General features: G+C 73.1%; 21 protein-coding genes. 5 read left to right on the plus strand and 16 right to left on the minus strand.

What is annotated here, in order from left to right; translation table 11 throughout:
• Positions 1–182 precede the first annotated feature (182 nt).
• Entirely contained in the window at positions 183–1,289 is a 1,107-nt protein-coding gene (prfB, locus tag FXF65_RS33850; protein ID WP_148354160.1) for a peptide chain release factor 2, read from the plus strand.
• A 280-nt stretch (positions 1,290–1,569) separates the two neighbouring features.
• Positions 1,570–2,565 carry a DUF8094 domain-containing protein gene (locus FXF65_RS33855; RefSeq protein ID WP_148354161.1) on the plus strand — a complete coding sequence of 332 codons (996 nt, stop codon included), beginning with the start codon at positions 1,570–1,572 and terminating at the stop codon, positions 2,563–2,565.
• A gap of 185 nt (positions 2,566–2,750) precedes the next feature.
• Here the strand turns inward: FXF65_RS33855 and FXF65_RS33860 are convergent, their stop codons facing one another.
• The 9 genes from FXF65_RS33860 to FXF65_RS33900 form a co-directional block, all read right to left on the minus strand.
• On the minus strand, positions 2,751–7,607 hold the full coding sequence (locus FXF65_RS33860; protein WP_148354162.1) for an NAD-glutamate dehydrogenase: 4,857 nt from the start codon (positions 7,605–7,607) through the stop codon (positions 2,751–2,753).
• Positions 7,608–7,823: 216 nt separating this feature from the next.
• Positions 7,824–9,440: a serine/threonine-protein kinase gene (locus FXF65_RS33865; RefSeq protein ID WP_148354163.1), complete on the minus strand. Its 1,617-nt coding sequence runs from the start codon at positions 9,438–9,440 to the stop codon at positions 7,824–7,826.
• Between the two features lie 193 nt (positions 9,441–9,633).
• Positions 9,634–11,589: an acetoacetate--CoA ligase gene (locus FXF65_RS33870; protein WP_148354164.1), complete on the minus strand. Its 1,956-nt coding sequence runs from the start codon at positions 11,587–11,589 to the stop codon at positions 9,634–9,636.
• A gap of 128 nt (positions 11,590–11,717) precedes the next feature.
• Positions 11,718–12,428 carry an HAD family hydrolase gene (locus tag FXF65_RS33875; RefSeq protein ID WP_148354165.1) on the minus strand — a complete coding sequence of 237 codons (711 nt, stop codon included), beginning with the start codon at positions 12,426–12,428 and terminating at the stop codon, positions 11,718–11,720.
• 88 nt (positions 12,429–12,516) lie between these two features.
• Positions 12,517–14,145 (minus strand): L-glutamate gamma-semialdehyde dehydrogenase, encoded by a 1,629-nt coding sequence (gene pruA / locus FXF65_RS33880; RefSeq protein WP_148354166.1) that lies wholly within the window; start codon positions 14,143–14,145, stop codon positions 12,517–12,519.
• 107 nt (positions 14,146–14,252) lie between these two features.
• Entirely contained in the window at positions 14,253–14,762 is a 510-nt protein-coding gene (locus tag FXF65_RS33885; protein ID WP_148354167.1) for a DUF6912 family protein, read from the minus strand.
• Positions 14,763–14,786: 24 nt separating this feature from the next.
• A complete protein-coding gene (locus FXF65_RS33890) occupies positions 14,787–15,434 on the minus strand; it encodes an HAD family hydrolase (protein ID WP_246199290.1) in 648 nt (215 codons plus the stop codon).
• 197 nt (positions 15,435–15,631) lie between these two features.
• The gene (murQ, locus tag FXF65_RS33895; RefSeq protein WP_148354168.1) at positions 15,632–16,528 is read right to left on the minus strand and encodes an N-acetylmuramic acid 6-phosphate etherase; all 897 of its coding nucleotides are present in this window, start codon (positions 16,526–16,528) and stop codon (positions 15,632–15,634) included.
• A complete protein-coding gene (locus FXF65_RS33900; protein ID WP_246199291.1) occupies positions 16,525–17,541 on the minus strand; it encodes a MurR/RpiR family transcriptional regulator in 1,017 nt (338 codons plus the stop codon). Before FXF65_RS33900 ends, murQ begins: the two co-directional genes overlap by 4 nt.
• A 61-nt stretch (positions 17,542–17,602) precedes the next feature.
• Here FXF65_RS33900 and FXF65_RS33905 point away from each other — a divergent pair, with 61 nt between their 5' ends.
• From FXF65_RS33905 to FXF65_RS33915, 3 genes are all read left to right on the plus strand, one after another.
• Positions 17,603–18,811: an N-acetylglucosamine kinase gene (locus tag FXF65_RS33905; RefSeq protein WP_246199292.1), complete on the plus strand. Its 1,209-nt coding sequence runs from the start codon at positions 17,603–17,605 to the stop codon at positions 18,809–18,811.
• A gap of 193 nt (positions 18,812–19,004) precedes the next feature.
• Positions 19,005–20,642, plus strand: a complete 1,638-nt coding sequence (locus FXF65_RS33910; RefSeq protein ID WP_148354169.1) for a glycoside hydrolase family 3 protein — start codon at positions 19,005–19,007, stop codon at positions 20,640–20,642.
• A 75-nt stretch (positions 20,643–20,717) separates the two neighbouring features.
• Positions 20,718–21,224 (plus strand): hypothetical protein, encoded by a 507-nt coding sequence (locus FXF65_RS33915; protein WP_148354170.1) that lies wholly within the window; start codon positions 20,718–20,720, stop codon positions 21,222–21,224.
• Here FXF65_RS33915 and ptsP read toward each other — a convergent pair.
• The 7 genes from ptsP to nagA form a co-directional block, all read right to left on the minus strand.
• Positions 21,221–22,936, minus strand: coding sequence for a phosphoenolpyruvate--protein phosphotransferase (ptsP, locus tag FXF65_RS33920; protein WP_148354171.1), 1,716 nt, complete (start codon positions 22,934–22,936; stop codon positions 21,221–21,223). The two genes, FXF65_RS33915 and ptsP, sit on opposite strands and share 4 nt — an antisense overlap.
• 1 nt (position 22,937) lies before the next feature.
• Positions 22,938–23,210, minus strand: coding sequence for an HPr family phosphocarrier protein (locus FXF65_RS33925; RefSeq protein WP_148354172.1), 273 nt, complete (start codon positions 23,208–23,210; stop codon positions 22,938–22,940).
• Between the two features lie 80 nt (positions 23,211–23,290).
• Entirely contained in the window at positions 23,291–23,980 is a 690-nt protein-coding gene (locus tag FXF65_RS33930) for an HAD family hydrolase (protein ID WP_148354173.1), read from the minus strand.
• A 4-nt stretch (positions 23,981–23,984) separates the two neighbouring features.
• Positions 23,985–24,434: a PTS sugar transporter subunit IIA gene (locus FXF65_RS33935; RefSeq protein WP_148354174.1), complete on the minus strand. Its 450-nt coding sequence runs from the start codon at positions 24,432–24,434 to the stop codon at positions 23,985–23,987.
• A 44-nt stretch (positions 24,435–24,478) separates the two neighbouring features.
• Positions 24,479–24,712, minus strand: a complete 234-nt coding sequence (locus FXF65_RS33940) for a PTS sugar transporter subunit IIB (RefSeq protein WP_148354175.1) — start codon at positions 24,710–24,712, stop codon at positions 24,479–24,481.
• A 65-nt stretch (positions 24,713–24,777) separates the two neighbouring features.
• Complete coding sequence (locus tag FXF65_RS33945; protein ID WP_148354176.1) at positions 24,778–25,818, minus strand: SIS domain-containing protein; 1,041 nt, start codon at positions 25,816–25,818, stop codon at positions 24,778–24,780.
• Positions 25,815–26,975 carry an N-acetylglucosamine-6-phosphate deacetylase gene (nagA, locus tag FXF65_RS33950; RefSeq protein WP_148354177.1) on the minus strand — a complete coding sequence of 387 codons (1,161 nt, stop codon included), beginning with the start codon at positions 26,973–26,975 and terminating at the stop codon, positions 25,815–25,817. The genes FXF65_RS33945 and nagA overlap by 4 nt, the downstream gene beginning before the upstream one ends.
• Positions 26,976–26,982: the final 7 nt, after the last annotated feature.

Genomic DNA, 26,982 nt, shown 5'->3' on the forward strand with positions numbered 1-26,982 from the left:
TCCTCCGGCCGGGCTCCCTCGGCCCGTGATTCTTCCACCAACATGATATTGGCGGGACGCCCGGCCGGTCGTCCGGCACGGAAGGCGCGGGCCGCCTGCGCGCCGCCCGTGCGGCGCCCCGCGTTGTCCACAGGGCGTCGGCGCGCGACCAGCAGTGCCGGGACGGCGCTAAGCTCGGGGGCGTGGCAGGCATCGAACCGGAAGAGGAGCTCAAGGAGCTCGGCTCGACACTGTCCGGCATCGAGCAGGTGCTGGACCTCGACGGCATGCGGCGCGACATCGCCGAGCTGCGCGAGCAGTCCGCCGACCCCGAGCTGTGGAACGACCAGGAGCGCGCCCAGTCGGTGACGCGCCGCCTGTCCTACCTGGAGAGCGAGCTCAACCGCGTCGAGGCGCTGCGCCAGCGGCTGGACGACACCGTCACGCTCTACGAGCTCGCCGGCGAGATGGACGACGAGGCCACCCGCACGGAGGCCGACGAGGAGCTCGCCGCCCTGCGCAAGGCCGTCCAGCAGCTCGAGGTCCGCACCCTGATGTCGGGCGAGTACGACGCCCGCGAGGCGCTCGTCACGATCAACGCGCAGGCGGGCGGGGTCGACGCCGCCGACTGGGCGGAGCAGCTCCAGCGCATGTACCTGCGGTGGGCCGAGCGCCACAACTACCCGACCGAGGTGTATGACACGTCCTACGCCGAAGAGGCCGGGATCAAGTCGACGACCTTCACCGTCAAGGCCCCCTACGCCTACGGGACGCTGCGCGGCGAGCACGGGACGCACCGCCTCGTCCGCATCTCCCCGTTCGACAACCAGGGCCGCCGCCAGACGTCGTTCGCCGGGCTGGACGTCGTGCCCGTGGTCGAGCAGAGCGACCACGTCGACATCGACGACAGCGAGCTGCGTATCGACGTGTACCGGTCGTCCGGGCCGGGTGGCCAGGGCGTCAACACCACCGACTCCGCGGTGCGGATCACCCACATCCCCAGCGGGATCGTCGTGTCCTGCCAGAACGAGCGCAGCCAGATCCAGAACAAGGCGACGGCGATGAACGTCCTGCAGGCGAAGCTCCTGGAGCGCAAGCGGCAGGAGGAGGCGGAGAAGATGTCCGCCCTGCGCGGCGAGGGCACGAGCAGCTGGGGCACCCAGATCCGCAACTACGTGCTGCACCCGTACCAGATCGTGAAGGACCTGCGCACCGGCGTCGAGGTCGGCAACCCGTCCGGGGTGCTCGACGGCGACATCGACGAGTTCATCGAGGCCGAGATCCGCTGGATGCGCCAGCAGGAGCAGTAGCCCCCACGGCGCTCCTCGGCAGTAGCCCCTCGGTGCTCCTTGGCGGCGCTTGGCAGTGCCCGGCGGCATTCCGGGTAGTGGCCTGACACGGCCCTGGTAGCGGCCCGGCGGCGTTCCTCGTGGTGGCCCGGTAGCGGCCCTGGTAGTGGCCCCGACCGTGGCGATGAGCCCCGCCCCGAGAACTTTCTCGGCGAGTTTCAGATTCAGAGCGTGACCTGTCGGTCACTCTGCGAAGATGTCCTGCGGTCCGGATCGCCGACGCCATATCGGGGGGCTTCGCATGGCCGCACGCACCGTCACCACCGCCTCAGTCACTTCATCCCTGCTGCTCGCCGCTGCGTTCAGCGCGGGATGCTCAGGCGGCGGGAACAACACCTCGTCCGCAGAACAGGGCGAACCCGCGGGCACACCCGCACTCAGCAGGGCGCAGGCCGAGCAGGTGCTCGCGTCCTACTCAGACCGCGCGAACCAGGCCGCGCGGCGCTTCAACGGAACGGCCCTCGGCACGATCGAGGCCGATCCGCAACTGTCCATGGACGTCGCGGCGCTGAAATTCCGCCGCGCCGCCAACCAACGCGCGCCGAAGGTGGAGTTCACGCCGACGGCGTACTACATCCCGCGCCTGACCGGCTATCCGCACTGGTTCGCGTCCGCCGTGGTCAGCGGCAAGGGCAAGCAGACGCTCCAGTACGCGATGCTGTTCACGCAGGCCAGGGAGGGCGCGCCGTGGCTGCTGGCCGCGGCGCCCTACTCGGGGGAGGACGTCCTCAACCGGGTCGCGCTAGCCCCGGACGGCACGGCCACGCCGGTCAAGCCGGGCGCGGAGGGCCTCGCCGTCCCGCCGGAGCGGCTGCCGCAGGCGCACGCCGCGCTGCTCACCGACGGCCCGCGGGCGTCCGGCGCGGCGCTCCTCGCCGACGGGGCGAAGACCAGCGAGACGTACAAGGCGCTCCAGCAGGGCGAGAAGACCCTGGCCGGACGCGGCGTCACGCTCTCGTCGCGGTTCTCGACCACCCCGTACGGGGTGTACGCGCTGCGCACGAAGGACCGTGGGGCTCTCGTCTGGTACGTCCTCAAACAGAACGAGGCGTACTCGTCGTCCAAGCCCGGCGCGCTCACCGTCGGCGGCGACCTCCTCGGTCTCGCCCCGGCCCGCGCCGCGACGACGCGGATGGACACGACCGTCCTCGTCCAGTATCTGGCGACCGTCCCGCCGAAGGGACGCGCCGCCGTCGCCGCCATGTACCGCAAGGCAGTCGCGGTACACGGCTCCTGACCTCCACCGGGTGCCGGGCGGTCCCGCTCCTCCGACCGCTGCAGCGGGCCCGCCTCGGCACCCGGTGGTGTTTCGAGCCGGTCGACCGCAGCGCCACCGCACAACCGCACGGTCACGACGACCGCGACGGTGGCGTGAGGATCGACCGGCTCGCAACGGGGGTTCCAGGGGGTCGCCCCCCTGGGTTAGTCAGCAGGTAGAGAGCTGGCGGTGACCAGGGTGCGGATCGCGCCCAGGGCGACCGAGAGGGTCGCCAGGTCGAAGCTGTCGCTCTCCCAGATCTCGCTCAGCGTCTGCTGGGCGCGTTGGACGGCTGGCCTGTTCTTCTCCGCCCAGTGGACCATGCGCTCCTCCGGCTCGCCGCCGGGTTCGCTGGTGACGAGGACGTCCCTGGTCAGGGCCGCGTGGGCGGTGTACAGGTCGTCGCGGAGCGCGGAGCGGGCCATCGAGCGCCACTTGTCGTCGCGGGGCAGCGCGATGATCCGTTCGCGGAGCCGGGACAGTTGCAGCCGGTCCGCGAGGTCGAAGTAGACCTCCGCGACCTCCTCCACCGGGCGCGCCGTGTCGTGGGCGATGCCCACCAGGTCGAACGTGGAGAAGGCGGGGACGAACGTCGCGCACCGCTCGGCCAGCTCGTCCGGGACGCCGCGCTGCGCGAACCCGTCCCGGCGCTGCTCGAAGGCCGAGAGGTCCAGGCCGACGAGCAGCTTCGACAGGTGCGTGCTGAGCGTCGCGGCGCTGCCCGCGAAGAAGTCGGTCGTCTCGCGGATGTCGAACGGCGGGCGCCGGTTGTGCAGCAGCCAGCGGGCGCCGCGCTCGGTGAGCTTGCGCGCCTCCAGCAGCATCGCGATCTGCGTCGACTCGTCCACCTGGTCGGAGAGGCCCTCGACCGACCGCCAGAACTTCGGCATCTCGAACACGTCGCGGGCGACGAGGTAGGCGCGGGCGATGTCGGACGACGACGCGCCCGTCTCCTCGTTCATCCGGAACACGAACGTGGAGCCGCTGGCGTTGATCAGGTCGTTCACCACGGCGGTGGTGATGATCTCGCGGCGCAGCGGGTGCCGGTCCATGTAGGGCCGGAACCGTTCGCGCAGCGGGGTCGGGAAGTAGTCGACCAGCCACGACTCCAGGTACGGGTCGTCGGCCAGGTCGGACGCGACCAGGTCGTGGTCGAGGGCGAGCTTGGCGTAGGCCAGCAGGACGGAGAACTCCGGGCTGGTGAGCCCGAGCCCGGACTGCCGCCGCTCGGCCAGGGCCTTGTCGTCCGGCAGGAACTCCAGGCGCCGCTGGAGGCGGCCGTCCCGTTCGAGTTTCCGCAGGTAGCGGGCGTGGATGTGGAGCATCGCGGGGGCCTGCGCGCGGGCCGCGGCGAGCACGACGTTCTGCGCGTAGTTGTCGCGCAGGACGAGCCGTCCGACCTCGTCGGTCATCTCGTAGAGCAGGCCGTCGCGCTGCTCGCCGGTCAGCTCGGCGTCCCGCACCGCCTGGTCGAGCAGGATCTTGATGTTGACCTCGTGGTCGGAGGTGTCGACGCCCGCCGAGTTGTCGATGAAGTCGGTGTTGATCAGTCCGCCGCCGCGGGCGAACTCGATCCGGCCGAGCTGGGTGACGCCGAGGTTGCCGCCCTCCCCGACCACCTTGCAGCGCAGCTCGCCGCCGTCCACCCGGACGGGGTCGTTGGCCTTGTCGCCGACGTCGGCGTTGTTCTCCGTGGACGACTTGACGTAGGTGCCGATGCCGCCGTTCCAGAGCAGGTCGACGGGCGCCATGAGGACGGCCCTGATCAGCTCGAACGGGGCGAGCGCCTTGACGCTGTCGGCGATGCCGAGCGCGGCGCGCGTCTGCGGGGTCAGCGCGATCGACTTGGCGGTGCGCGGGAACACGCCGCCGCCCTTGGAGATCAGCGCCGTGTCGTAGTCGCCCCAACTGCTGCGCGGCAGCTCGAACAGGCGGCGGCGCTCGGCGAACGAGGCCGCCGGGTCGGGGTCGGGGTCGATGAAGATGTGCCGGTGGTCGAACGCCGCGACGAGGCGCGTGTGCTCGGACAGCAACATCCCGTTGCCGAACACGTCGCCGGACATGTCGCCGATGCCGACGGCGGTGAACTCCTCGCTCTGGACGTCCGTGCCGAGCGCGCGGAAGTGGTACTTCACCGACTCCCAGGCGCCGCGGGCGGTGATGCCCATGCCCTTGTGGTCGTAGCCGACCGACCCGCCCGAGGCGAAGGCGTCGCCGAGCCAGAAGCCGTACTCGGCGGCGACCCCGTTCGCGATGTCGGAGAACGTGGCGGTGCCCTTGTCGGCGGCGACCACCAGGTAGGTGTCGTCGCCGTCGTGCCGGACGACGTTCGGCGGCGGGACGACCTTCGCGTCCACCAGGTTGTCGGTGAGGTCGAGCAGGCCGGAGATGAAGTCCTTGTAGCAGGCGATCCCGGCCTGCCACCAGGCGTCGCGGTCGACGGACGGGTCGGGCAGCTGCTTGCCGACGAACCCGCCCTTCGCCCCCGCCGGGACGATCACGGTGTTCTTCACCGCCTGCGCCTTGACCAGCCCGAGGATCTCGGTGCGGAAGTCCTCGCGGCGGTCGGACCAGCGCAGCCCGCCGCGCGCGACCGACCCGAACCGCAGGTGCACGCCCTCGACCTTCGGCGAGTAGACGAACACCTCGTACTTCGGGCGCGGCTCGGGCAGGTCGGGGATGCCCTGCGGGTCGAACTTCATCGCCAGGTACGGCTTGCCCTGGTAGTGGTTCGTGCGCAGCGTCGCCTGGACGAGTGCCAGGTAGGCGCGCAGGATGCGGTCCTCGTCGAGGCTCGCGACCTCGTCCAGCTTGCCCTGGAGCTCCTCGGTGATCCCGGCGCTGCGCTCCTCCTCGCCGCCCTGCAACGACGGGTCGAGGCGGCTCTCCCACAGCCGGACGATCAGCCGTGTGATGGACGAGTTCCGCAGCAGCACCTGCTCGATGTACCGCTTGGAGAACGTCGTCCCGGCCTGGCGCAGGTACAGGGCGTAGGAGCGCAGGATCATCGCCTGCCACCAGTTCAGCCCGACGTGCAGGACGAGCGCGTTGAACCCGTCGTTCTCGATCTCGCCGCGCCACAGCCGGGTGAACGCCTCCTGGAAGAGCCCCTTGACGGACTCCTCCGCGACGTCGGCGGGCGGCTGGTACCGCAGCCCGAGGTCGTAGATCCAGTAGCGCCGCCCCTCGGCGGAGTTGATCTCGTAGGGCCGCTCGTCGATCACCTCGACGCCCATGTTCTGCAGCAGCGGCAGGACCCGGGACAGCGAGATCGGCTCGCCCAGCCGGTAGATCTTCAGCCGCCGCTCGCCGGGCTCGGCGCCGTCCGGCTCGTACAGGTCGATCGACGTGTCGGCGTCGCCGGACAGGTCGTCCAGGCGGCGCAGGTCGGCGACGGCGGTGGGGGCGCGGAAGTCGGCCTTGTAGCCCTCGGGGAACGCCTCGCCGAAGCGGCGGGACAGCGCCCCGGAACGTTCCTCGCCGCACTGGTCCAGGATCGCGTCGCCGAGATCGTCCTCCCAGGAGCGGATGGCGGCGGCGAGCCGCTCCTCCAGGTTGGACACGTCGACGTCGGGCAGCGGACGGCCGCGCTCGCCCCGCACCACGACGTGCAGCCGGGCGAGGTTCGACTCGGTGACGTTCGCGCTGTAGTCGACGCTGACGCCCTCGAACGCCTCCTTCAGCAGCGCCTGGACGCGCAGCCGGATCTTCGTGGTGTAGCGGTCGCGCGGCAGGTAGACCATGCAGGACATGTAGCGGCCGTACATGTCCTTGCGGAGGAACAGCTTGAGCTGGCGGCGCTCGCGCAGCCGCAGCACGCCGAGCGCGATGGGGAGCAGGTCGTCCACCGACATCTGGAACAGCTCGTCGCGCGGGTAGCCCTCCAGCGTCTCGACGAGGTCCTGCCCGTCGTAGCTGTCGGCGGGGAACCCGGCCTGCTCGAGCACCTCCTCGAGCTTGCGCTTGAGAACGGGCACGTGGGCGATCGACTCGCTGTAGGCGACGTGGGTGAACAGGCCGAGGAAGCGGCGCTCGCCGATGACCGCGCCGGACCCGTCGAACTTCTTCACCCCGATGTAGTCGAGGTAGAGCGGCCGGTGGACGGTGGAGCGCGAGTTCGCCTTGGTGATGACGAGCAGGCGCTTCTCCGTCGCCTTCTCGCGCACCTCGGGCGGCAGCGCCGCGAAGCTGTCGGACTCGCGCTTGTCGCTGCGCAGGATGCCGAGGCCGGTGCCCGGCTCGGGGCGCAGGGCGAGCCCGTTGTGCCCGTCCGCGTCCTCGCCCTCGGTGAGGGTGTAGTCGCGGTAGCCGAGGAAGGTGAAGTGGCCGTTCGCGAGCCAGTCGAGCAGCTCGACGCCCTCGGCGAGCTCCTTGTCCGGCAGCGGCGGCGCGGCCGCCTTGATGGCGGCGGCGATCTCGCCGGCGCGGGCGCGCATCTTCGGCTCGTCCTCGACGGCGACGCGGACGTCCTGGAGGACGCGCAGCAGGTCCTTCTCCAGCCGGTCGAGGGCGGCCGGGTCGCTCGTCCGGTCGACCTCGATGTGCATCCACGACTCGTCGATGTCGTCGTCGCTGTCGAGCTTGCCGCGGAAGGCCCGCAGGTGGCCCGCGACGTCGCGGTCGACGCCGAGTAGCGGGTGGACGATCAGGTGCGTGGCGAGCTGGTGCCGGGACAGCTCCATCGTGACCGAGTCGACGAGGAACGGCATGTCGTCGGTGACGACCTGGACGACGGTGTGGCCCGGGTCCCAGCCGTCCTCATCCGCCGTCGGGGTGAAGACGCGCACCTTCGCGCGTCCCTGCGGGCGCTCCTCGCCCAGCGCGCGGTGCGCGAGCGCCGGGCCGCAGACGTCGGCCGGGTCGCGGGACAGCAGGTCCTCGCGGTCGACGTGGCGGTAGTAGAGGCGGAGGTAGGCGACGGCCTCCTCCAGGTCCTCGCCGCGCGCCCCCGGATTCGGAGCGCATGTTTCCGCGGCCCGCCTGAGCAGGTCGTCCTTCGCTTGATCGAGCATGCCGCCCATCAATAACAACTCCCCTAGAGAACCTTCGCCACTCCGTTGTGGCGACGCTCACTGCACGAGCGTAGCTACGAAACACCGCAAAGCCGACCTGCCCGGCCGGGACGGCGACGTGGCCTGCCCCACCCTGCCCGTCCCAGCCTGCCAGGCCGTCGCGGACGTCCGTCGACGATCGGCGAACTCGTCCCAGGGGTTGGGACGGCTCTTGCGAAGGCCCTGCTAGGGGGCGGGATTGGCCGACGGGTCGGGCGGCCCGGACGGGTCGCCGGGACCGCTGGAGGGGTCGGTCGGCCCGTGCGAGTCGGTCGGCGTCGGCTTCGTCGGCTTGGTGGCGGACGGCGTCGGGCTGGTCGGCGTCGGGCTGTCGGACGGCGACTCCGACGACTGCGTCGGCTGGTAGGTCGGCGCGGTCTGGGTGTGCGCGGGCTTCCGGCTCGCCGGCAGCTCCATGCTCGGGACGGAGCCGGACGAGGTGGGCGGCGCGCTCGGGTCGGCGACCTTCTGCCCCGCCTTGCCGTTGTCGCCGGAGCTGAGCGCGAGGACGGACGACACCACCACGATCGCCACGAACAGCGCGGCGGCCCCGGCGAGCAGGGCCGAGCGGCCGGACCCGGCGAGCACGCCGCGCAGGCCGCGGCCGCGCCCGGCGCCGTCGCCCGGCTCGACCGGGTCGAGGTCGCTGGGCAGCGTGTTCCCGGCGGCCCATTCGGCCGGGGTCTGGTGGAGACCGCCGTGCAGGTCGCCGTGGAGATCGTCGTGCAGATCGTCGTCCGGGTCGTCGTCGGACCGTCCGAACGCGCCGTGGAACGCCACCGCGGCCGGGGACGCCTCCGGGTCGTTGAAGATCGGCTCGTCGTCGTAGGCGGCGTCGTCGTCGAAGACGGGGTCGTCGCCGAACACCGGGTCGGGGTCGAAGACGTCGCCGGTGACGGCCTCCGCGGCGCGGACCGAGCCCGCCGCGAGCATCGCGTTCTCGTCGGTGTCGTCGGCGGGGCGGGCGTCCCGCCGCCGCGGCCCGTGCAGCGAGGCGTCGTCGTGGCCGAGCAGCCGCATCAGCACCTGCCGGGCGCCGGGCCGGTCGGCCGGGTCCTTCTCCAGGCAGTCGAGCACCAGCTCGCGCAGCGCGCCGCCGAGGTCGCCGAGGTCGGGCTCCTCGTTCAGGATGCGGTTGATCACGGCGGGGATGGTGTCCTGGCCGAACGGGGGCTCGCCGGTGGCGGCGAACACCAGGGTCGCGGCCCAGCAGAACACGTCGGCGGGCGTCCCGACCTCGTCGCCGCCGATCTGCTCGGGCGCCATGTAGGACGGCGTGCCGATCACCCGGCTGGTGAGCGTCGTCCCGGCGCTGAGCGCGCGGGCGACGCCGAAGTCGATGACGCGCGGGCCGTCCGGGCCGATCAGCACGTTGTGCGGCTTGAAGTCGCGGTGGACGATCTTCGCCTGGTGGATCGCGGCGAGCGCGGTCGCGGTGCCGACGGCGAGCCGGTCGAGGGCGGCGCCGTCCAGCGGGCCGTGCGCCATGACCTGCTGGTTCAGCGACGGCCCGCGCACGTACTCGCTGACGATGTAGGGCCGCTCGCCGTCCGCGTCGGCGTCGATCACCTGGGCCGTGCAGAACGGCGCGACCCGCTTGGCGACCTCCAGCTCGCGCAGGAACCTCGCCCTGGCCTTGTCGTCGGACGTCAGCTCGGCGTGCAGGAGCTTGATCGCGACCTGCCTGCCGTCGTCGTCCGCGCCGAGGAAGACGGTGCCCTGACCGCCCTCGCCCACCCGGCCGATCAGGGCGTACGACCCCAGCCGGTCCGGGTCCCCGGACCGCAGCGCCCCAACCTCCATGCGTGGAACCGTCCCTCTCTCGATCGACGGGCCGCCTGATGCCCCCTGCGGCCCGGATCACCCCTCTGACAGTGAGACGCCTGAGGCCCGCGTGAAGTTCACCCGGTCATGCGACCTTACGGTGTGTTCTGCGGCACCACGTCCCGTCGGCCACGTATGGCCGGACGACAACCTTAATGCGGACAGAATCCGGCTAGGGGGTGAAGTGTTGGAGGACTTCCGGGTTGGCCATGGAGTCGCGGTTGGCCGCCTCGTCCACCGGGGTGCCCTGGAGGATCTTGCGGACGGGGACCTCCAGCTTCTTGCCCGACAGCGTGCGCGGGATGCCGGGGACGGCGTGGATCTCGTCCGGGACGTGCCGCGGCGACAGCGCCGTCCGCAGCTCGCGCCTGAGCCGTCCGAGCAGGTCGTCGCCCAGTGACGCGCCCTCCGCGAGCTGGACGTACAGCAGCAGCCTGCCCTCCCGGCCGAGCCGTCCGGTGTCGATCACGAGGCTGTCGGCGATCTCGTCGAACGCCTCGACGACGCGGTAGAAGTCGGACGTCCCCATCCGGACGCCGCCCCTGTTCAGGGTGGAGTCTGACCGTCCGTAGATGACGCAGCCGCCGTCCGGGAGGATCTTCAGCCAGTCGCCGTGCCGCCAGGTGTCCTGGAACATGTCGAAGTAGGACTCGCGGTAGCGCTCGCCGTTCTCGTCGTTCCAGAAGAACACCGGCATGGACGGCATGGGCTCGGTGATGACGAGTTCGCCGACCTCGTCCACGACGGGCTTGCCGTCGTCGCCGAACGCCTCCACCTTCGCGCCGAGCCCCCGGCACTGGATGACGCCCGCGCGCAGCGGCAGCAGCGGCGACGGCCCGACGAACCCGGTGCACAGGTCGGTGCCGCCGGAGAACGAGCCGAGCAGCAGGTCGCTGCCGACCGCGTCGTACACCCACGCGAACCCTTCGGGCGGGAGCGGTGAACCGGTCGAGCCGATGCCGCGCAGCCCGGACAGGTCGTGTTCCTCGCCCGGACGCTGTCCGTCCTTGGCGGACGCCGTGATGTACGGCGCGCCGACACCCATATAGGTGACGCCGCTCTCGGCGGCGAGCTTCCACAGCTCGACGGGGGCGCCGTCGTACATGACGACGGTCGCACCCACCAGAAGACCGCCCATGAGGTAGTTCCACATCATCCAGCCGGTCGTGGTGAACCAGAAGAAGACGTCCTCTGGCCCGAGGTCCTGGTGGAAGGACAGCGCCTTGAGGTGCTCCAGGACGACCCCGCCGTGCCCATGCACGAGCGGCTTCGGCAGGCCCGTCGTCCCGGACGAGTAGACGACCCACAGGGGGTGGTCGAACGGGACGGCCTCGAACTCCAGGGTGTCGTGCCCAGGGCGGGGCAGATCGCCGTAGTGCATGCCGACGCGCAGACCGTCCGGCGTGGCGGCCGGGTCGAGGTAGGGGATCAGGACGGTGGCGGCGAGGGTCGGCAGCGCGGCCTCGATCTCGGCGACGACGCCGCTGCGGTCGAACCGCTTGCCGTTGTAGGCGTAGCCGTCCACGGCGATGAGCACCTTGGGCTCGATCTGCGCGAACCGGTCGATCACCGAGGAGGAGCCGAAGTCCGGGGAGCACGACGACCAGATCGCGCCGAGCGACGCGGTGGCCAGGAAGCAGATCAGCGCCTCGGGGATGTTCGGGACGTAGGCGGCGACCCGGTCGCCCTTGCCGACGCCCACCTCGACCAGGCCCGCGCGGACCTCCGCCACGTGCAGCGCCAGTTCCCGGTGCGAGATGACGCGGTGCCCGCCCGCCTCGGAGCGGAAGACCACGGCCGTCTCGTCCGGGGCCTCCTCGGCCCGGCGCAGCGCGTTCGCCGCGTAGTTGAGCGTCGCGCCGGGGAACCATTTCAGGCCGTCGATCGGCATGGGGCCGCCCGTCCGGACGGGACCGTCGCCGCGCTCGCCGACGACCTGGAAGTACGACCAGATCGCGTCCCAGAAGGCGTCGACCTCGGTGACCGACCAGCGCCACAGGTCGTCGTAGGACTCCGTGAGGACGCCCCGGTCCCACAGCCAGTGGACGAAGTGGGTCACCCGCGCGTTCGCGACGACCTCTTCCGACGGCTCCCACAGCGTCGAGCCTTCGGTCACCTCACGGGACATCTCGCTCCCTCCCCGCCGCGCGGCGCCGCGCGGCCATCCCAATATCGGGCCGGTCCCGCATCCCACGCAACCTACCGCCGCCCACTCGACGCCCAGCTCACAGGCCCCACCGCTGAGTCGGTCGCGGGTCAGATGCGGGTGAGCTCGGCCACCGCGCTGACGACGGCGTTCGTGTCGGAGAGGGTCGCGAGGACGTGGTCGGCGCCCGCCGCGCGCAGCTCGGCCTCGGTGGCGCTGCCGGTGGCGACGGCGATGATCGGCGAGCCCGCGATGCGCGCGGCCTGGACGTCGCGGGGCGAGTCGGCGATGTAGACGGTCGCCGCCTCGGGGTAGCGGGCGCCGTGCCGTTCGGCGGCGCGGGTCCGGGCGAGTTCGAGGAGGGCGGCCTTGCTGTAGACGCCGTTCTCGTAGCCGCCCGCGCCCAGGTCGAGACGGGGCGCGAGGCCCAGCTCGGTCACCTTCAGGACGGCGTTCGGCTGCACCGACCCGGTGAGCACCGACTGCACCACGCCGGGGACGTGGGCGAGCGCCTCGACGGCCTCGCGGGCACCGGCGAGGACGCGGCCGTGGGCGCGCAGGTCGGCGCGGCGGGTGCCGAACGCCTCGGCCAGCGCGGCGAAGAAGGCGGGCAGGTGGTCGTCGGTGGTGACGACGTCGTTGAAGGCGAGGGTCTCGAAGATGATCTCGGACTCGGTGCGGCCGGGGGTGGGCGCGAGCCGGACGAGGGGCCGTCCGATGGTCCGCTGGAAAGCCTCGGCGTAGGCGTCCCGGGTGACCCGCCCGACGTCGACCAGGGTCTGATCGATGTTCCACAGCACCAGACGGTTCAGCGTCGACATCCCGTTCCCATACGCGGCTAGATGAGCGTGGATGGGCCGAGCTTATCGTCGGCCTTTTCCCGCGCCCCGCGCAACCGGGGACTACTCGCTAGCCCATGTGCGGGTAGCGGTAGTCGGTGGGCGGGACGAACGTCTCCTTGATGGAGCGCACGCTCGTCCAGCGGGTGAGGTTGAAGACCGAGCCCGCCTTGTCGTTGGTGCCGGACGCGCGGGCGCCGCCGAACGGCTGCTGCCCCACGACCGACCCGGTGGGCTTGTCGTTGATGTAGAAGTTCCCGGCGGCGAACCGGAGGGTCTCGGTGGCGGCGGCGGTCACGTGCCGGTCCTCAGCGATGATCGAGCCGGTCAGCCCGTACTCCGAGACGCCCTCCATCTGGTGCAGGACGGTCTCGTAGTCGCCGTCGTCGTAGACGTGCACGGCGAGGATCGGCCCGAAGTACTCGTCGGTGAAGACCTCGTCGGTCGGGTCGGACGCCTCCAGCACCGTCGGCCGGACGAAGTAGCCGCGCGAGTCGTCCAGCTCGCCGCCGGTCAGGATCCGGATGGACGCGGTGGCGCGGGCCCGCTCGATCGCCCGCTTGTGCTTGGCGAACGCGCGGTCGTCGATCACGGCGCCCATGAACAGCGACAGGTCCTCGGCGACATTGCCCATGGTGAGCGACTCGGTCTCGGCGAGGAAGTCGTCGCGCATGCCGTCCCAGACCGAGCGCGGGACGTAGGCGCGGGACGCGGCGGAGCACTTCTGCCCCTGGTACTCGAACGCGCCGCGGACCAGCGCGGTCTTCAGCACCGCCGGGTCGGCGGACGGGTGCGCGACGACGAAGTCCTTGCCGCCGGTCTCGCCGACGATCCGCGGGTACCCCTTGTACACGGAGATGTTCTCGCCGATCGTCCGCCAGAGGTTCTGGAAGGTCCGGGCGGACCCGGTGAAGTGCAGCCCGGCGAGGTCGGGATGGCGCAGCGCGACGTTCGAGACGGCCTGCCCGTCCCCGGTGACGAGGTTGATCACGCCGGGCGGCAGCCCGGCGGCCTCCAGCACCCGCATCGTGAAGTGCGCGGCGAGTTGCTGCGTCGGGGACGGCTTCCACACCACGACGTTCCCCATGATCGCGGGCGAGGTCGGCAGGTTCCCGGCGATCGCGCTGAAGTTGAACGGGGTGATCGCGAGGACGAACCCTTCGAGCGGCCGGTACTCCAGCCGGTTCCACATGCCCGGCGACGACAGCGGCTGGATCTCGTGGATCCGCTGCGCGTACCGGACGTTGAACCGCCAGAAGTCGATCAGCTCGCAGGCCGCGTCGATCTCGGCCTGCTGCACCGACTTGGACTGCCCGAGGATCGTCGCGGCGTTCAGCGTCGGCCGCCACGGCCCGGCGAGCAGGTCGGCGGCGCGCAGGAAGATCGCGGCGCGGTCGTCGAAGGACATGGCCCGCCAGCCGGGCGCCGCCTCCCGGGCCGCCGCGATCACCTCGACCACGTCCGCCTCGCTCGCGTTGCCCATCCGGCCGAGGACGTGATGGCGGTTGTGCGGCTCGACCACGTCGACCGGCGTGCCCGCGCCCATGCGCCGCTCCCCGCCGATCGTCATCGTCAGCTCGGTCCGCGCGCCCGCCAGCTCCTTGATCCGCGCCTCCAGCGCGGCGCGCTCGCCGCTGCCGGGCGCGTAGCCGCGCACCGGCTCGTTCACCGGCTCCGGCACGGTGGTGACGGCGTCCATCTGACGGCCCCCTGCGATGACGACGGCGTTGTCGCAGGCCCTACCCGCCTGCGTCCGGCCATACCGCCAGCCCGGCCATACCGCCCGCCCGGCGAACGGCGGAGCGGTCAGTCGAGGAGGTGCTGGAGTTCCTGGGTGGCGTACCAGAGGAGGTCGTGGCCTTCGGCGCCGTCGACCGTGAACCGGGCGTCGTCGTCGCCCGCGTCTGCGGCCGCGAGGGCTTCGACGGCGGCGGCGACGTCGAGGGCGGCGTCCTCGTCGTCCACGTGGCCGGACGCGATCCGCTGCCAGGGGATCACCGCGGCGACCTCCACCAGCGCGCGGTCGTCGTCGGCGAGCCGGGCGTCGCCGGGCGTCCGGCGGACGAGGTCGTCGGCGACCTCGGCGGCGAGGACCACGCGGCGGCGCGGCGCGGCCGGGTCGGCGGCGAGCAGCCGCAGCGAGGCGCGGGCGGCGGCGGACATCGCCGCGTACTCCAGCTCCTCCAGGTCGCCGCCGACGTACCACTCGCGCAGCGCGGGCGTGACCGCGTGCGCGGCGAGCGGGGCGGGGCCGACCTCCCGCGCGGCGTGGGCGCGGGCGAGCAGCGTGAGCGTGGACGGCAGGTAGAGGCGCATGAGGTCAGCCAGTCTGCCAGACCGTCACGGCAGGACGCGCAGGCTCCGCAGTTCGGTGATCGTCGCGTCGGGCGCGGTGTGGTGGACGCCCCGGATGCCGAGCGCCTCCGCCGCGCGGACGTTGTGCTCGATGTCGTCGATGAAGACGCAGTCGGCGGCGTCCAGGCCGAGGAGGTCGAGCGCGTGCCGGAAGATGCGCGCGTCGGGCTTGCGGAGCCCGACCTCGCACGAGATCACGACGGCGTCGAAGAGGTCGGCGAAGAGGTCGTGCGGATAGTCGTTGCCCCACGAGTTGGACAGAAGAGCGGTGCGGGTACCGGCGGCACGGACCGCGCGAAGCGCGTCGTACATCGGGTGGACGGGCGCGAACGCGCCGAACATCCGCGCGATCAGCCCCGCCGCCTCGACCGGGTCGCCCTCGACGGTGCGCAGCTCGGCGGCGAGGAGGCCCTCGAACTCCGCGACGGGGAGCGAGCCGTCCTCCAGCCCGTGGATCGGGTTGACGTCGCTGCCGTCGTACGCCTGCTTGACCCAGGCGCGCATGACGTCCTTGTAGCGCTCCACGTCGATGCGCTCGGCGGTGAGCCACACGTCGATGGCGTCGTTGAGGGGGGACGTCAGCACGCCGCCCCAGTCGGTGATCACGGCCTTGACCGGTCGTTCGTCGGACACGTCCCAGATCGTAGGCGATTCCGGGCGATTCACCGAACCGCGTTCTACCCGCCCGGCCGTGCGGGACGGGGCGCGGGGTCCGTGACCATGCGACCGGTGCGGGGACGATCGCATGATCACGGACGTTTCCTAGCGGCCGGCGTCTCCCCCGCCGGGCCGTCCGTTCCGGTTCCGGTGCGCTCTCCACCGGGGTTCGCTCACGCCGACCTGAGCCGCTGCAGCGCCTCGCGGACGCCGCCGTCGGTCTCCTCCAGCACCACCGTCGCGCGCGCCGCGGGGACCTCGCCGAGCAGCGAGACCAGCGCGACCCGCGTGTTGCCGCCCGCCTCGGTGAGGGCGTTCTCGCAGGTCCTGGCGTCCATTCCGGTCGCCTCGGTGAGGATGCGCACCAGCCGGGCGCGCAGCTTGGAGTTCAGCGCGTTCACGCTGACCATCAGGTTGGAGTAGGTGCGCCCCATCCTGATCATCAGTGTGGTGGAGAAGGAGTTGAGCACGAGCTTGGTCGCCGTGCCCGCCTTCATCCGGGTGGAGCCAGTGATCACCTCGGGCCCGGTGGCGAGCCCGATGTGCACCTCCACCTCGGCTCCGTAGGGGGTGTGCGGGTTGCAGCTGATCAGCGCGGTGCGGGCGCCGAGCGCGGTCGCCGCGCGCAGCGCGCCCACCACGTACGGGGTGCGGCCGCTCGCCGCGATCCCGACGGCGACGTCCCCTGACTGGACGTCGCGCGCGTCCCGGCGGCCGAGCTCGACGTCGTCCTCGACGTCGGAGATCGCCTGCGACAGCGCGCCGGGCCCGCCCGCGTGGTGCGCCACGACGCGGCCCCAGATGCCGAACGTCGGGGGCAGCTCGGCCGCGTCGATCACGGCCAGCCGGCCGGACGTCCCGGCCCCGAAGTAGTGCACCCGCCCGCCGGAGCGCAGCGAGTCCACGGCGATGTCGACCAGCCGGGCGACCTCCGGCAGGACGGAGGCCACGGCCATCGGCACCGTCGCGTCCTCAGAGTTGATCAGGCGCAGCACCTCCAGGGTCGGCAGCGTGTCGACGTCGAGGGTCCGCGGGTTGCGGCCCTCGGTGGGGAGCTCGCAATCGATCACCGACGCCTCCGGTCGGGTCGCACGGTCCGGCCGCGGACCGCCTCGAATGTGGCTTCCAGGGCCTTGCGGGTCGGCCCGTAGGTGCGCTGCGCCACTCCGACGAAGACGCAGTCGACCACCGTGAGCTGCGCCAGCCGGCTGGCGGTGGCGCCGGAGCGGAAGGTCGTCTCCCGCGCCGCCGTGGTCAGGATCAGGTCGGCCACCTCCGCGATCGGGGACTTGGGGAAGTTGGTGAGCGCGACCGTCCGCGCGCCCCTGCTCCGGGCGACCTCCATCGCGTCGATCGTCTCGACGGTCGCGCCGGTGTGCGAGATGCCGATCGCGACGTCCCCGGTCTTCAGGACGGCGGCGCTGGTCAGCATGATGTGCGCGTCCGCCCAGGCCGAGCAGACGCGGCCGATCCGGTGCAGCTTCTGCTGGAAGTCGGCCGCGACGAACGCGCTGGCGCCGACCCCGTAGACGTCGACCCGGTCCGCGGCGACGACCGCGTCCACGACCTGTTCGAGCATCTTGATGTCGAGCTGCGAGGCGGTCTCCTCGACGGCGCGGGCGTCGGCGAAGGTCACCTTCTCGACGATCTGTTCCAGCGAGTCGTCGGGACTGATGTCACTGCCGATGACCCGCCCGCCCGCGGCGCTCTGCGCGCGTCCCGCCTCGGTGGCGAGGGTCAGCCGCAGCTCCGGGTAGCCGTGAAACCCGATCGCCCGGCAGAACCTGATGACCGTGGTTTCGGACGTGCCGCAAGTCTGGGCGAGTTCGGTGATGGTGGAGTTGGCGACCCCCTCGGGGTCGTCGATGACACGTTGAGCGACACGTCGCTCGGCGGGGGGCAGCGAGGGCAGCAGCGAGCGGACCCGCACCACGGTGCTCAGCGGCGTCGACTCCCTGTCCCTCTCTCTGTCGTTTGTCTGCACGTGAGACGCCGCCTCCTCTCGTGGCGCACCGGGCTCCCCCGTGATCCCCCGCTCGGCGCCCTGTTCGGGGCTCCGCTCGGAGCCGATCGGTTTCCTCATGGCGGAAATTTTCTTACGTGCGAGATGTCACGTCAACGGTAGAAAAGGCTACGGTCGCCATGTGTTGACCCATTTGGCCGGTCCTTACGTGGTCGGTATCGACGCGGGTGGCACGAAGACCCGCTGCGTAGTACTGACGCTGGGGGGTGCTCTGGCCGGTTCCGGCACCGGCCCCGGGGCCAACCCCAACTCTGGAGGCGACACCGCCGGGGCCCTCACCACGGCCCTGCGGGAAGCACTCGGGGACCTGGACCGAACCCACATCCTCACCGGCGTGTTCGGCATCGCCGGCGCCGGCTCCGCCGGACGGCCCGCGGCCGTCGCGGCGGCGCGGCAGGCGTGGCAGGCCGTCGGCCTGCGCGGCTCGCCCGCGGTGGTGACCGATATCGCGGTGGCGTTCGCCGCCGGGACACCCGAGCCCAAGGGCATCGTGGTGTTCTCCGGCACGGGCGCCGGCGCGGCGGTCATCAACGACGGCGCGATCGTGCAGCGCGCGGACGGCTACGGCTGGCTGGTCGGGGACGAGGGTTCGGCGGTGTGGCTCGGGAAGGAGGCCGTTCGCGCGGCGCTCGCCGCCTACGACGGCCGAGGCTCCCCGACGCTCCTCACCGACTCGGTCCCGCGGGCGCTCCTCGGCGCCACGGTGGTGGCGGAGATCGACGGAGAACGGCGAAGACCTCGCCCTTCCCCGCGGGCGCTGGCCTTGGCCGGCGCCCCTTCGTCGTCACAAGGCGCTTCGGTCCTCTCGCAGGGCGGCGCGCTCGCCTCCGGAGCAGGCACCCCCGCACCGGGCGGCACGGGAACCGCCGTGCTGCTCTCCGATCCGCCCGACCCCGCGAGCGGGAACGACGGGCCCTGCCAGTCGCCGCCGAGCGGCGGGCTCGGCAGCGGCTCGCCCGACCCGCCGCCGAACCCCCGGCTCGCCCAGGCGATCATCAAGGAGGTGTACGGCCGTCCGCCCGCGGCACTCGGGCGGCTCGGCCCGGTGGTCGCCGCCGCCGCGGCCGCCGGCGACCCGGTGGCGCGGCGCATCACCGAAGAGGCCGCGCAGTGGCTGCTCCGCGACGTGGACGCGGTGCGCCCGGCCCTGTCCGATCCCCGCGCCCCGGTCGTGATGCACGGCTCGGTGCTGCGCGAGGGACCCGTCGCCGAGGCCGTCCGGACCGGGCTGCGCGACCGCTTCGCCGCGGCGCCGCGCTGCGCGGGCGACGGCGCCGTCGGCGCGGCCGGGATGGCGCTGCGCCGCCTCGGCCACCCCCTGCCCGGCTGAGCCGACAGCGCTCCGCCCGGCGCCCGGCCCGGCCGCCGATCGGCCCGGCCGTTCCCTGGCAGACGGCATCGACGCCGTCCGGGGTCATCGCGATGGACCCCACCCGATCCGCGAATGGTGATCCTGGGGTCCATCGTGATCTCGTTGTGACCACGGTGACGGCCGCGCCCGATGATGCCGTAGCGTTGGCGGGGTGCGTGCTTCCCGTCCCGTAGCGGTCGCGGCCCTCGCGTTCACGCTGGCCGCGGGGTGCGGCGGTGGCGGTGACGGCGGCGAGCGCCCGGCGGCGGGCCGCTCCGGATCCCCCGGTACGGCGGGACGCCCCACACCCGCGCCGGACGCCTGGATCCCCGGCCGTGTCGCGAAGATGTCGCTCGCCGAGAAGGTCGGGCAGCTGTTCGTGACGCGCTTCTCCAGCCGCGCCGACGGCCTCGCCAAGATCAGGAAGTACCACGTCGGCGGGCTGATCTACTTCCCCGAGAACTTCTCGTCCCCGGCCCGGACGGCGGCGCAGTCGAACGCGCTGCAGAAGGCGTCGAAGATCCCGCTGCTGCTCGGCGTGGACGAGGAGCAGGGCATCGTGTCCCGCACCCCGTTCATCACCCGGTTCCCCGGCAACATGGCGCTCGGCGCGACCGCGGACCCGGCGGACGCCCGCGCCGCCGCCCGGGTCACCGGCGCCGAGCTGCGCGCGGTCGGGATCAACCTCGACTACGCGCCGGACGCCGACGTCAACGTGAACCCGCGCAACCCGGTGATCGGGCTGCGCTCCTTCGGCGCCGACCCGGCGCTCGCGTCGAAGATGGTGACCGGCGCGATCCAGGGCTACCAGGACGCCGGGGTCGCGGTCAGCCCGAAGCACTTCCCCGGGCACGGCGACACGGCGACCGACAGCCACACCGGGCTGCCGGTGATCACGCACTCGCGGCGGACGTGGGAGCGGCTCGACGCGCCCCCGTTCCGGGCGGCGGTCGCGGCCGGGGCCGACATGATCATGACGGCGCACATCGTGGTGCCGAAGCTCGACCGGTCGGGCGACCCGTCCACGCTGTCGAAGGCCGTGCTGACCGGGCTGCTGCGCGGCACGCTCGGCTACCAGGGCGTGATCACGACCGACTCGCTGGAGATGGCGGGCGTCCGGCAGAAGTACGGCGACGCGGTGGTGCCGGTCCGGGCGATCCTCGCGGGCGCCGACCAGGTGCTGATGCCGCCGAGCCTGCCGCGCGCGTACGGGGCGGTGGTGGCCGCCGTCCGGTCCGGGAAGATCTCGCAGCGGCGGCTGGACGAGTCGGTCACGCGGATCCTCAAGCTCAAGCAGCGGCGCGGGCTGTTCCAGGGGACGTCCGCCGACCCGGCGAAGGCCGCCGCCGCGATCGGGACGCCCGCGCACCGCGCCACCGCGCGGCGGGTCGCCGAGCGGTCGGTGACGCTCGTCCGCAACGACCGCGACCTGCTGCCGCTCAAGGGCAGGAAGGTCGCGGTGACGGGGCCCGCGAGCGCGGCGCTGAGCACCGCGCTGCGCCGCCGGGGCGTCGCGATCACCACCGCGGGCGCGGCCGACGTCATCGTGCTGACCACGGAGAACGCCGGGGCGGCGACGGCCGCGCGGATCCGCGCCGCCGGGTCGAAACCGGTCGTCGTCGCCGCGCTCGGACGCCCCTACGACCTCGACTCGGCGCGCGGCGCGCGGGCGGCGCTGGCGACCTACTCGTCCGGCGCCGTGTCGGTCGGGGCGCTCGCCGGGGTGCTGAGCGGCGCGGTGAAGCCGACCGGGAAGCTCCCCGTCCCGGCGGGCGGGCAGCGCGTCGGCCACGGCCTCACGTACAAGTAACCCGGACCGGCTGTGTGGACGGGGGCGCCCGTCTCCTGGGAGGATCGGCGCGCCTTCGGCCCCCAGGAGGTCCCCGTGCGTGTCCGCGTGCTCTTCGCGGTCGTGTTCCTGTTCGCGGCGTCCACCGCGTGCGGCGGCGAGCCGGACCTGTCGATGCCGCCGCTCACCCCCGAGCCCGGCGACTCGCGGCTGGTCGGCGGCGCCACCCGGGCGGCCCCGGCGGACACTTTCCCCGCGCGGCTGGCGCTCTACAAGTACCTGCGCGGCGTCGCGGTCGGCAACGTCCGGGCCTGCACGTACCTGACGCCGGAGTTCGAGCGGGCGGCGTTCGGCAGGGCGGGCGGATGCCGCGCCGGGTTCCTGCGGGCGCGCGCGCAACTGCGCCCGCAGGACGTGGCGGCGCTGCGCGGCGTGACCGTCCCGGCCTGCGAGGACGGCCCGGCGGACGGCGAGTACACCGTCCGCTTCGAGCAGTTGAAGTGGGCGGGCGAGCCCGCCCGCCCCGGCGGCCTCCTCGCGGCGGCCTTCACCCTCCGCAAGACCGGCCCGTACTGGCAGCTCGCTCCCTATCAGCAGGATTAGACGCCCAGGTCGGCGAGGTGCGGCAGGTGGGCGCGGGCGGCGTCGCGGGCCTCGGCGGCGGTGCGGGCCGCGCGGGCGGCGGACGCGGCCCGGCGGCACTCGTCCAGCGTGTGCCGGGCGAGCGCGGCCCGCACCAGCGGCAGCGAGGGCGCGCTCATCGACAGCGACGTCACCCCGAGCCCGACGAGGACGCAGGCGAGCGCCGGGTCCCCGGCCGCCTCGCCGCAGACGCCGCACGGGACGCCCGCCCCGGCCGCGGGCGCGACCAGGTCGAGGACGGCTGGCTGCCACGGGTCCTGGAGGCCGGCGAGGGCGCCGACCTGCCGGTCCGCCGCGCACGTGTACTGGGTGAGGTCGTTCGTCCCGATGCTGAAGAACTCGACCTCCGGCGCGAGGTCGCGGGCGCGCAGCGCCGCCGCCGGGATCTCGATCATGACGCCGGGATGCTCGATGCCCGCGTCCCGGCAGACCCCGGCGAAGTAGGCGGCCTCCTCGGCGTCCGCCACCATCGGGGCCATGACCTGGAGCTTCACCGGCAGTCCGGACGCCGCGCGGGCGAGCGCCGCGAGCTGCGCGGACAGCACCTCGGGGTGCAGCCGGGTCATCCGCAGGCCGCGCTCGCCGAGCGCCGGGTTCGGCTCCTCGGCGGGCGCCGGCAGGAACGCGAGCGGCTTGTCGGCGCCGGCGTCCAGCGTCCGGACGACGACGCGGCCGTCCGGGAACGCCTCCAGGACCCGGCGGTAGGCGTCCTCCTGCTCGTCCGCGCTCGGCGGCGTCGAGCGGTCCAGGAAGAGGAACTCGGTGCGGTACAGGCCGACGCCCTCGGCGCCGTTCTCCAGCGCCGCGCCGACGTCCTTCGGGCCGCCGATGTTCGCGAGCAGCGGCACCGCGTGGCCGTCCTTGGTGGCGCCGGGCCCGGTCGAGTCCGCGAGCGCGGACGCGCGGGCGGCCACGGCGGCGCGGGCCGCCGCGACCTCGGCGTCGGACGGGTCCGGGACGACCGTCCCGGCGCTCCCGTCGACGAGGACGCGGGTCCCGTCCGCGAGGGACGTCGCGCCCGGCAGCGCGACGACGGCGGGCACGCCCATCGTCCGGGCGAGGATCGCGGTGTGGCTGGTCGGCCCGCCCTCCTCGGTCACGAACGCGACGACCCGCGCGGGGTCGAGGACGGCCGTGTCCGCGGGAGCGAGGTCGCGGGCGACCAGCACGAACGGTTCGTCGGAGGCGGGCACGCCGGGCATCGGCAGGCCGAGCAGCCGGGCGATCGCCCGGTCCCGGATGTCGTCCAGGTCGGTGACCCGGGCGGCCATGTACTCGCCCGCCCCGGCCAGCATGTCCCGGTAGACGCCGAACGCCTCGAAGACCGCGCGGGGAGCGGCGGCGCCGTCGTCGATCCGGGCGCCGACGCCGTCGGCGAGGCCGGGGTCGCGGGCCATCAGGGCCTGCGCGTTCAGCACGTCGCGGCCGTCGGTGTTGCCCACCGCGGCGGCGCGGTCGCCGCGGTCCTCAAGGTCGGCGGCGACCGCCTCCAGCGCGGCCGCCGCGACGGCGCGCTCGGCGGCGGCGTCCCCGCCGTGCCGGAACCCGGCGGGCGGCTCCGGGACGGCCCCGGCGATGGTCCGCACCGGCCCGACGCCGACGCCGGGACTGACCCCGGCGCCCCGCAGCGAGCCCCCGGCCTGCGACGAATTCCCGTCCTGCGACGAACCCACGTCAGGCCCCCTCGGGCTCCGGCGTGGCGAGCAGCCGCTCCAGGTCGTCGAGCAGCTCGTCGGCGCCCGCGCCCTCCGCCGACAGCACGACCTCCTCCCCGTGCCGGGCGTCCAGCCCCAGCACGGCGAGGATGCTCTTGGCGTTCACCGGGGCGCCGCCGTGCTTGGCGACCGTCACGTCCATCGGGGCCTTGGCCGCCGTCTGGACGAACAACGCGGCCGGCCGCGCGTGCAGCCCCACCCTCGACTCGATCTTGACCTTGCGCTCGGTCACGGCACACTCCCTCTCAGCTTGTCCCTGGTCAACTCTGGTGTTAGGGGTCAACTCTGGTGTTCACGGGTCAACTCTGGTGTTCACGGGTCAACTCTGGTGTTCACGGGGCCGCGCACCCGCAGCGCGGGGCCCGGCACGACGTCCACCTCGTTCAGGTCGGCGACCACGTGGTCGGCCCCGGCCAGCGCGTCCGGCGGCTGCGTGGTGCCGACGCCCACGCAGGTCATGCCCGCGGACTTCACGGCCGCGACGCCCGCCGGGGCGTCCTCGAACCCGACCGCGGCCGCCGGCGGGACGCCGAGGCCCCGCGCGGCGGCCAGGTAGCCCTCCGGGTGGGGCTTGCCGCTGGCGACGTCGCCCGCGGTCACGACGACGTCGAGCAGGTCGCGGACGCCCAGCTCGGCCAGCAGGCCCTCGGCGTACGCGCGCTGCCCGGACGTCACCACCGCGAGCGGCACCCCCGCCCCGGCCAGCGACCGGACGAGGCCGACCGCGCCGGGCACCGGTTCGGCCGCCGGCAGGCCGGGCAGCGTCCCGTAGGACAGCGCCTGCTCGAACAGCTCCTCGACCGTCCGGCCGGGGAACAGGTGCGCCAGCTCCTGGAGCACCTCGCGCCCGCGGCGCCCCGCGAACGACGCGATCACCGCGTCGTCGTAGGGGGCGCCGTGCGCGTCGAACAGGCGCGACCACATCACCCGGTTGCGCGGCTCGGTGTCGATGAGGGTGCCGTCGAGGTCGAACACGGCGGCGTCCAAGTCGATCACCGCCATCCGATCAGCTCCATGTGAACAGCTCGGCCCCCTTCGTCACCTCGCCCGACTCCGCCACGTCCGAGAGGGCGTCGGCGCCCGCGTCCAGGGCCACGACCGCGCAGACGGGCGAGCGCCCGCCCGCCTCGATCACGGCCGGGTTCCAGCCGACGACCGGCTGCCCGGCCACGACCTGGTCTCCCTCGCCGACGAGGAGGTCGAAGCCCTCCCCCTTCAGCTTCACGGTGTCGATGCCGAGGTGGACGAGCACCCCGTGGCCCTCCTCGTCCACGACGACGTAGGCGTGCGGATGCAGCTTGACGATCTTGCCGGTGACCGGCGCGATCGCCTGGCTCGGGCCGCGCTCGGGGTCGACCGCCGTGCCCGGGCCCACCATGGCCTGGGCGAACACCGGGTCGGGAACGCCGGCCAGGCCGACGACCCGGCCGGAGACCGGTGACAGTACTCGGGTCATCAGGGGGTCCTCTGGGTCGGTGGGAAGGGCTCGCTGGGGACGGGTCAGTCGAGGAGGTCCTCGATGTCGCTGGAGATGGTGTCGGCCTCAGGGCCCACCACGACCTGCACGACGATGCCGCTGCGCATGACGCCGAACGCGCCCGCCTTCTTCAGCGCGGCGTCGTCGACCTTGCTCGGGTCCGCGACCTCCGTGCGCAGCCGGGTCGCGCACGGCTCGATCTCCACGATGTTCTCGGCGCCGCCCAGGGCGGCGACGATCGCCTCGGCCTTGTCCATGTCGTTTCTCCTGTCGGGCCGGGCCCGGCGTCGCGGGCCTCTCGGGGATCGCTGGTCGGGACGGCTCAGTGTGTCTGGGTGACCTTGTTGAGGCCACGGGGTACGTCTGGGTCGATGCCGAGACGGCGGGCCAGGTTCTCTACAAGAAGCTGACCGGGGACGATGAGGCCGAGCGGCGCCACCCATTCGGGCAGCGCCGGTCCGGGCAGCGCCGCCGTGGACGCGGCCGCGAGGTCGTCGCCGCCGCCGATGCCGTAGGCGTGCGCCCCGGCGCTCTCGACGCGGCGGGCGAGCGCGACCGTCCCGGCGAGCGTCGGCCCGGAGTCCGCCGCGACGAGCAGCGCCGGCGTCTGGTCGTCGACGACGGCGATCGGGCCGTGCTGCAGGTCGGCGTACGACAGGCCCATCGCGTGCAGGTAGCACGCCTCCTTCATCTTCAGCGCCAGCTCCAGCGCGGTGCCGAACGCGATGCCGCGCCCGGACACGACCGCGCCGGGGACCTTCGCCAGCGCCTCGACGATCTCCGCCAGCGCGGCGGACCCCTCGGTCCGCTCGATCATCCGGGCGACCTCGTCGGGGACGCGGCGCAGGTCGTCGGCGGCGACGTCCGCGCCGAGCCCGACGCCGAGCACCGACAGCGCGGCGAGCTGGGTCGTGTAGGTCTTCGTCGCCGGGACGGCGATCTCGTCGCCCGCGAGCGTGATCAGCGCGACCTCGGCCGCCTCGGCGAGCGGGGACCCGGCGCCGTTGGTGACGGCGACCGTCCGGGCGCCGCAGTCCTTCGCCCAGGCGAGCGTCTCGACGATCTCCTCGGTCTTGCCGGACTGGCTGATCGCGACGGCCAGCACGCCGGACAGGTCGAGCCTGCGCCGGTAGGTCGTCGCGATGGACGGGGCGGCGAGCGTGGACAGCCGTCCGGCCCGCGACTCCACCAGGTAGCGGCCGTACACCGCGGCGTTGTCCGACGACCCCCGCGCGATGAACAGCACCTGCCGCGTCTCCCGGGCGAGCGCCCCGATGTCGGGCGTGCGCGGCAGCAGCGCGTCGATCGTCCGGCGCAGCGCGTCCGGCTGCTCGCCGATCTCGGCGCGCATCTTGCTGGTCATGATCCCCCTCCGAAGACTTTCTGCCCGTTGACCCACGTGGTACGCGCCCGGTGGTCCGGCCCCAGCCAGACCAGGTCCGCGGCGGCGCCCGGCGCGATGCGGCCGAGGTCCGGCCGGCCGATCAGCTCGGCCGGGATCCGGGTCGCCGCGTCCACCGCGGCGGCCGTGCCGATCCCGAGGCCGATCGCGTTGCCGACGGCGTCGTCCAGCCGGAGGCCGGACCCGGCGATGGTGCCGTCGGCGCGCAGCGGCGGGCCCTGCTCGGGCATGGTGATGGGCTCGCCGCCGAGTTCGTAGGTGCCGGGGGGCATCCCGGCCGATGCCGCCGCGTCGGTGACGAGCACGACCCGTCCGGCCGCGGCGCGGAACACGAGTTCGGCCGCCTCGGGCCCGACGTGGTGCAGGTCGAGGATGAGGCCGGGGCTCAGCCGGTCGTCGATGAGCGCCTGCGTCGCGACGCCCGGCTCGCGGTGATGGACGCCCGACTGGGCGTTGAAGATGTGGGTGACCATGCGCGCCCCCGCGTCCGCGGCCTCCGCGGTCTGCGCGGCGGTGGCGTCGCTGTGCCCGACGCTGACCAGCACGCCCGCCGCGGTGAGGGTGCGGATCGCGTCGAGGGCGCCGTTCCGTTCGGGGGCGAGGGTCACGAGCTTGACGAGCCCGGTCTCCAGCAGCGTCGCGACGGCCTCGGGCTCCGGGTCGGTCAGGTAGATCGCGTTGTGCGCGCCCTTGCGCTTCTCCGACAGGAACGGGCCTTCGAGGTGGACGCCGAGGACGCGGGTGCCGCGCGGAAGTCCCGGCAGGAGGTCGCGGAGGCGGTGCAGCGCGGCGGCCTGCGTCGCGACCGGGGCGGTGATGAACGTCGGCAGGAACGCGGTGACGCCGGTCTCGGGGAGGCGGCCGACGACGGTGTGCCAGGCGGCCTCGTCGGCGTCCACCATGTCGTGGCCGAAGAAGCCGTTCACCTGGAGGTCGACGAGGCCGGGGGCGAGCAGGCCGTCCGGCAGGTCGACGTCGGACGGTCCGTCCGGCGGGCCCTGCCCGGCCTCGGCGATCACGCCGTCCACGACGCGGACGTATCCCGGCGAGAGTACGCGGGTAGAACTGCCCGCGGGGGTAATGATCATGCGGTTGGCCGTGATCAGAAGTGATGCCATGGGTGCG

Origin of the sequence: Actinomadura syzygii, from assembly GCF_008085905.1 — a bacterium.
Lineage (GTDB): Bacteria > Actinomycetota > Actinomycetes > Streptosporangiales > Streptosporangiaceae > Spirillospora > Spirillospora syzygii.

Coding starts and splice junctions, on each gene's coding strand:
- FXF65_RS33855 (WP_148354161.1), top strand. CDS start 1,570: ATGGCCGCACGCACCGTCACCACCGCCTCAGTCACTTCATCCCTGCTG.
- FXF65_RS33860 (WP_148354162.1), bottom strand. CDS start 7,607: ATGGGCGGCATGCTCGATCAAGCGAAGGACGACCTGCTCAGGCGGGCC.
- FXF65_RS33865 (WP_148354163.1), bottom strand. CDS start 9,440: ATGGAGGTTGGGGCGCTGCGGTCCGGGGACCCGGACCGGCTGGGGTCG.
- FXF65_RS33870 (WP_148354164.1), bottom strand. CDS start 11,589: ATGTCCCGTGAGGTGACCGAAGGCTCGACGCTGTGGGAGCCGTCGGAA.
- FXF65_RS33875 (WP_148354165.1), bottom strand. CDS start 12,428: ATGTCGACGCTGAACCGTCTGGTGCTGTGGAACATCGATCAGACCCTG.
- pruA (WP_148354166.1), bottom strand. CDS start 14,145: ATGGACGCCGTCACCACCGTGCCGGAGCCGGTGAACGAGCCGGTGCGC.
- FXF65_RS33885 (WP_148354167.1), bottom strand. CDS start 14,762: ATGCGCCTCTACCTGCCGTCCACGCTCACGCTGCTCGCCCGCGCCCAC.
- FXF65_RS33900 (WP_246199291.1), bottom strand. CDS start 17,541: ATGAGGAAACCGATCGGCTCCGAGCGGAGCCCCGAACAGGGCGCCGAG.
- FXF65_RS33930 (WP_148354173.1), bottom strand. CDS start 23,980: ATGGCGGTGATCGACTTGGACGCCGCCGTGTTCGACCTCGACGGCACC.
- FXF65_RS33935 (WP_148354174.1), bottom strand. CDS start 24,434: ATGACCCGAGTACTGTCACCGGTCTCCGGCCGGGTCGTCGGCCTGGCC.
- FXF65_RS33940 (WP_148354175.1), bottom strand. CDS start 24,712: ATGGACAAGGCCGAGGCGATCGTCGCCGCCCTGGGCGGCGCCGAGAAC.
- FXF65_RS33945 (WP_148354176.1), bottom strand. CDS start 25,818: ATGACCAGCAAGATGCGCGCCGAGATCGGCGAGCAGCCGGACGCGCTG.
- nagA (WP_148354177.1), bottom strand. CDS start 26,975: ATGGCATCACTTCTGATCACGGCCAACCGCATGATCATTACCCCCGCG.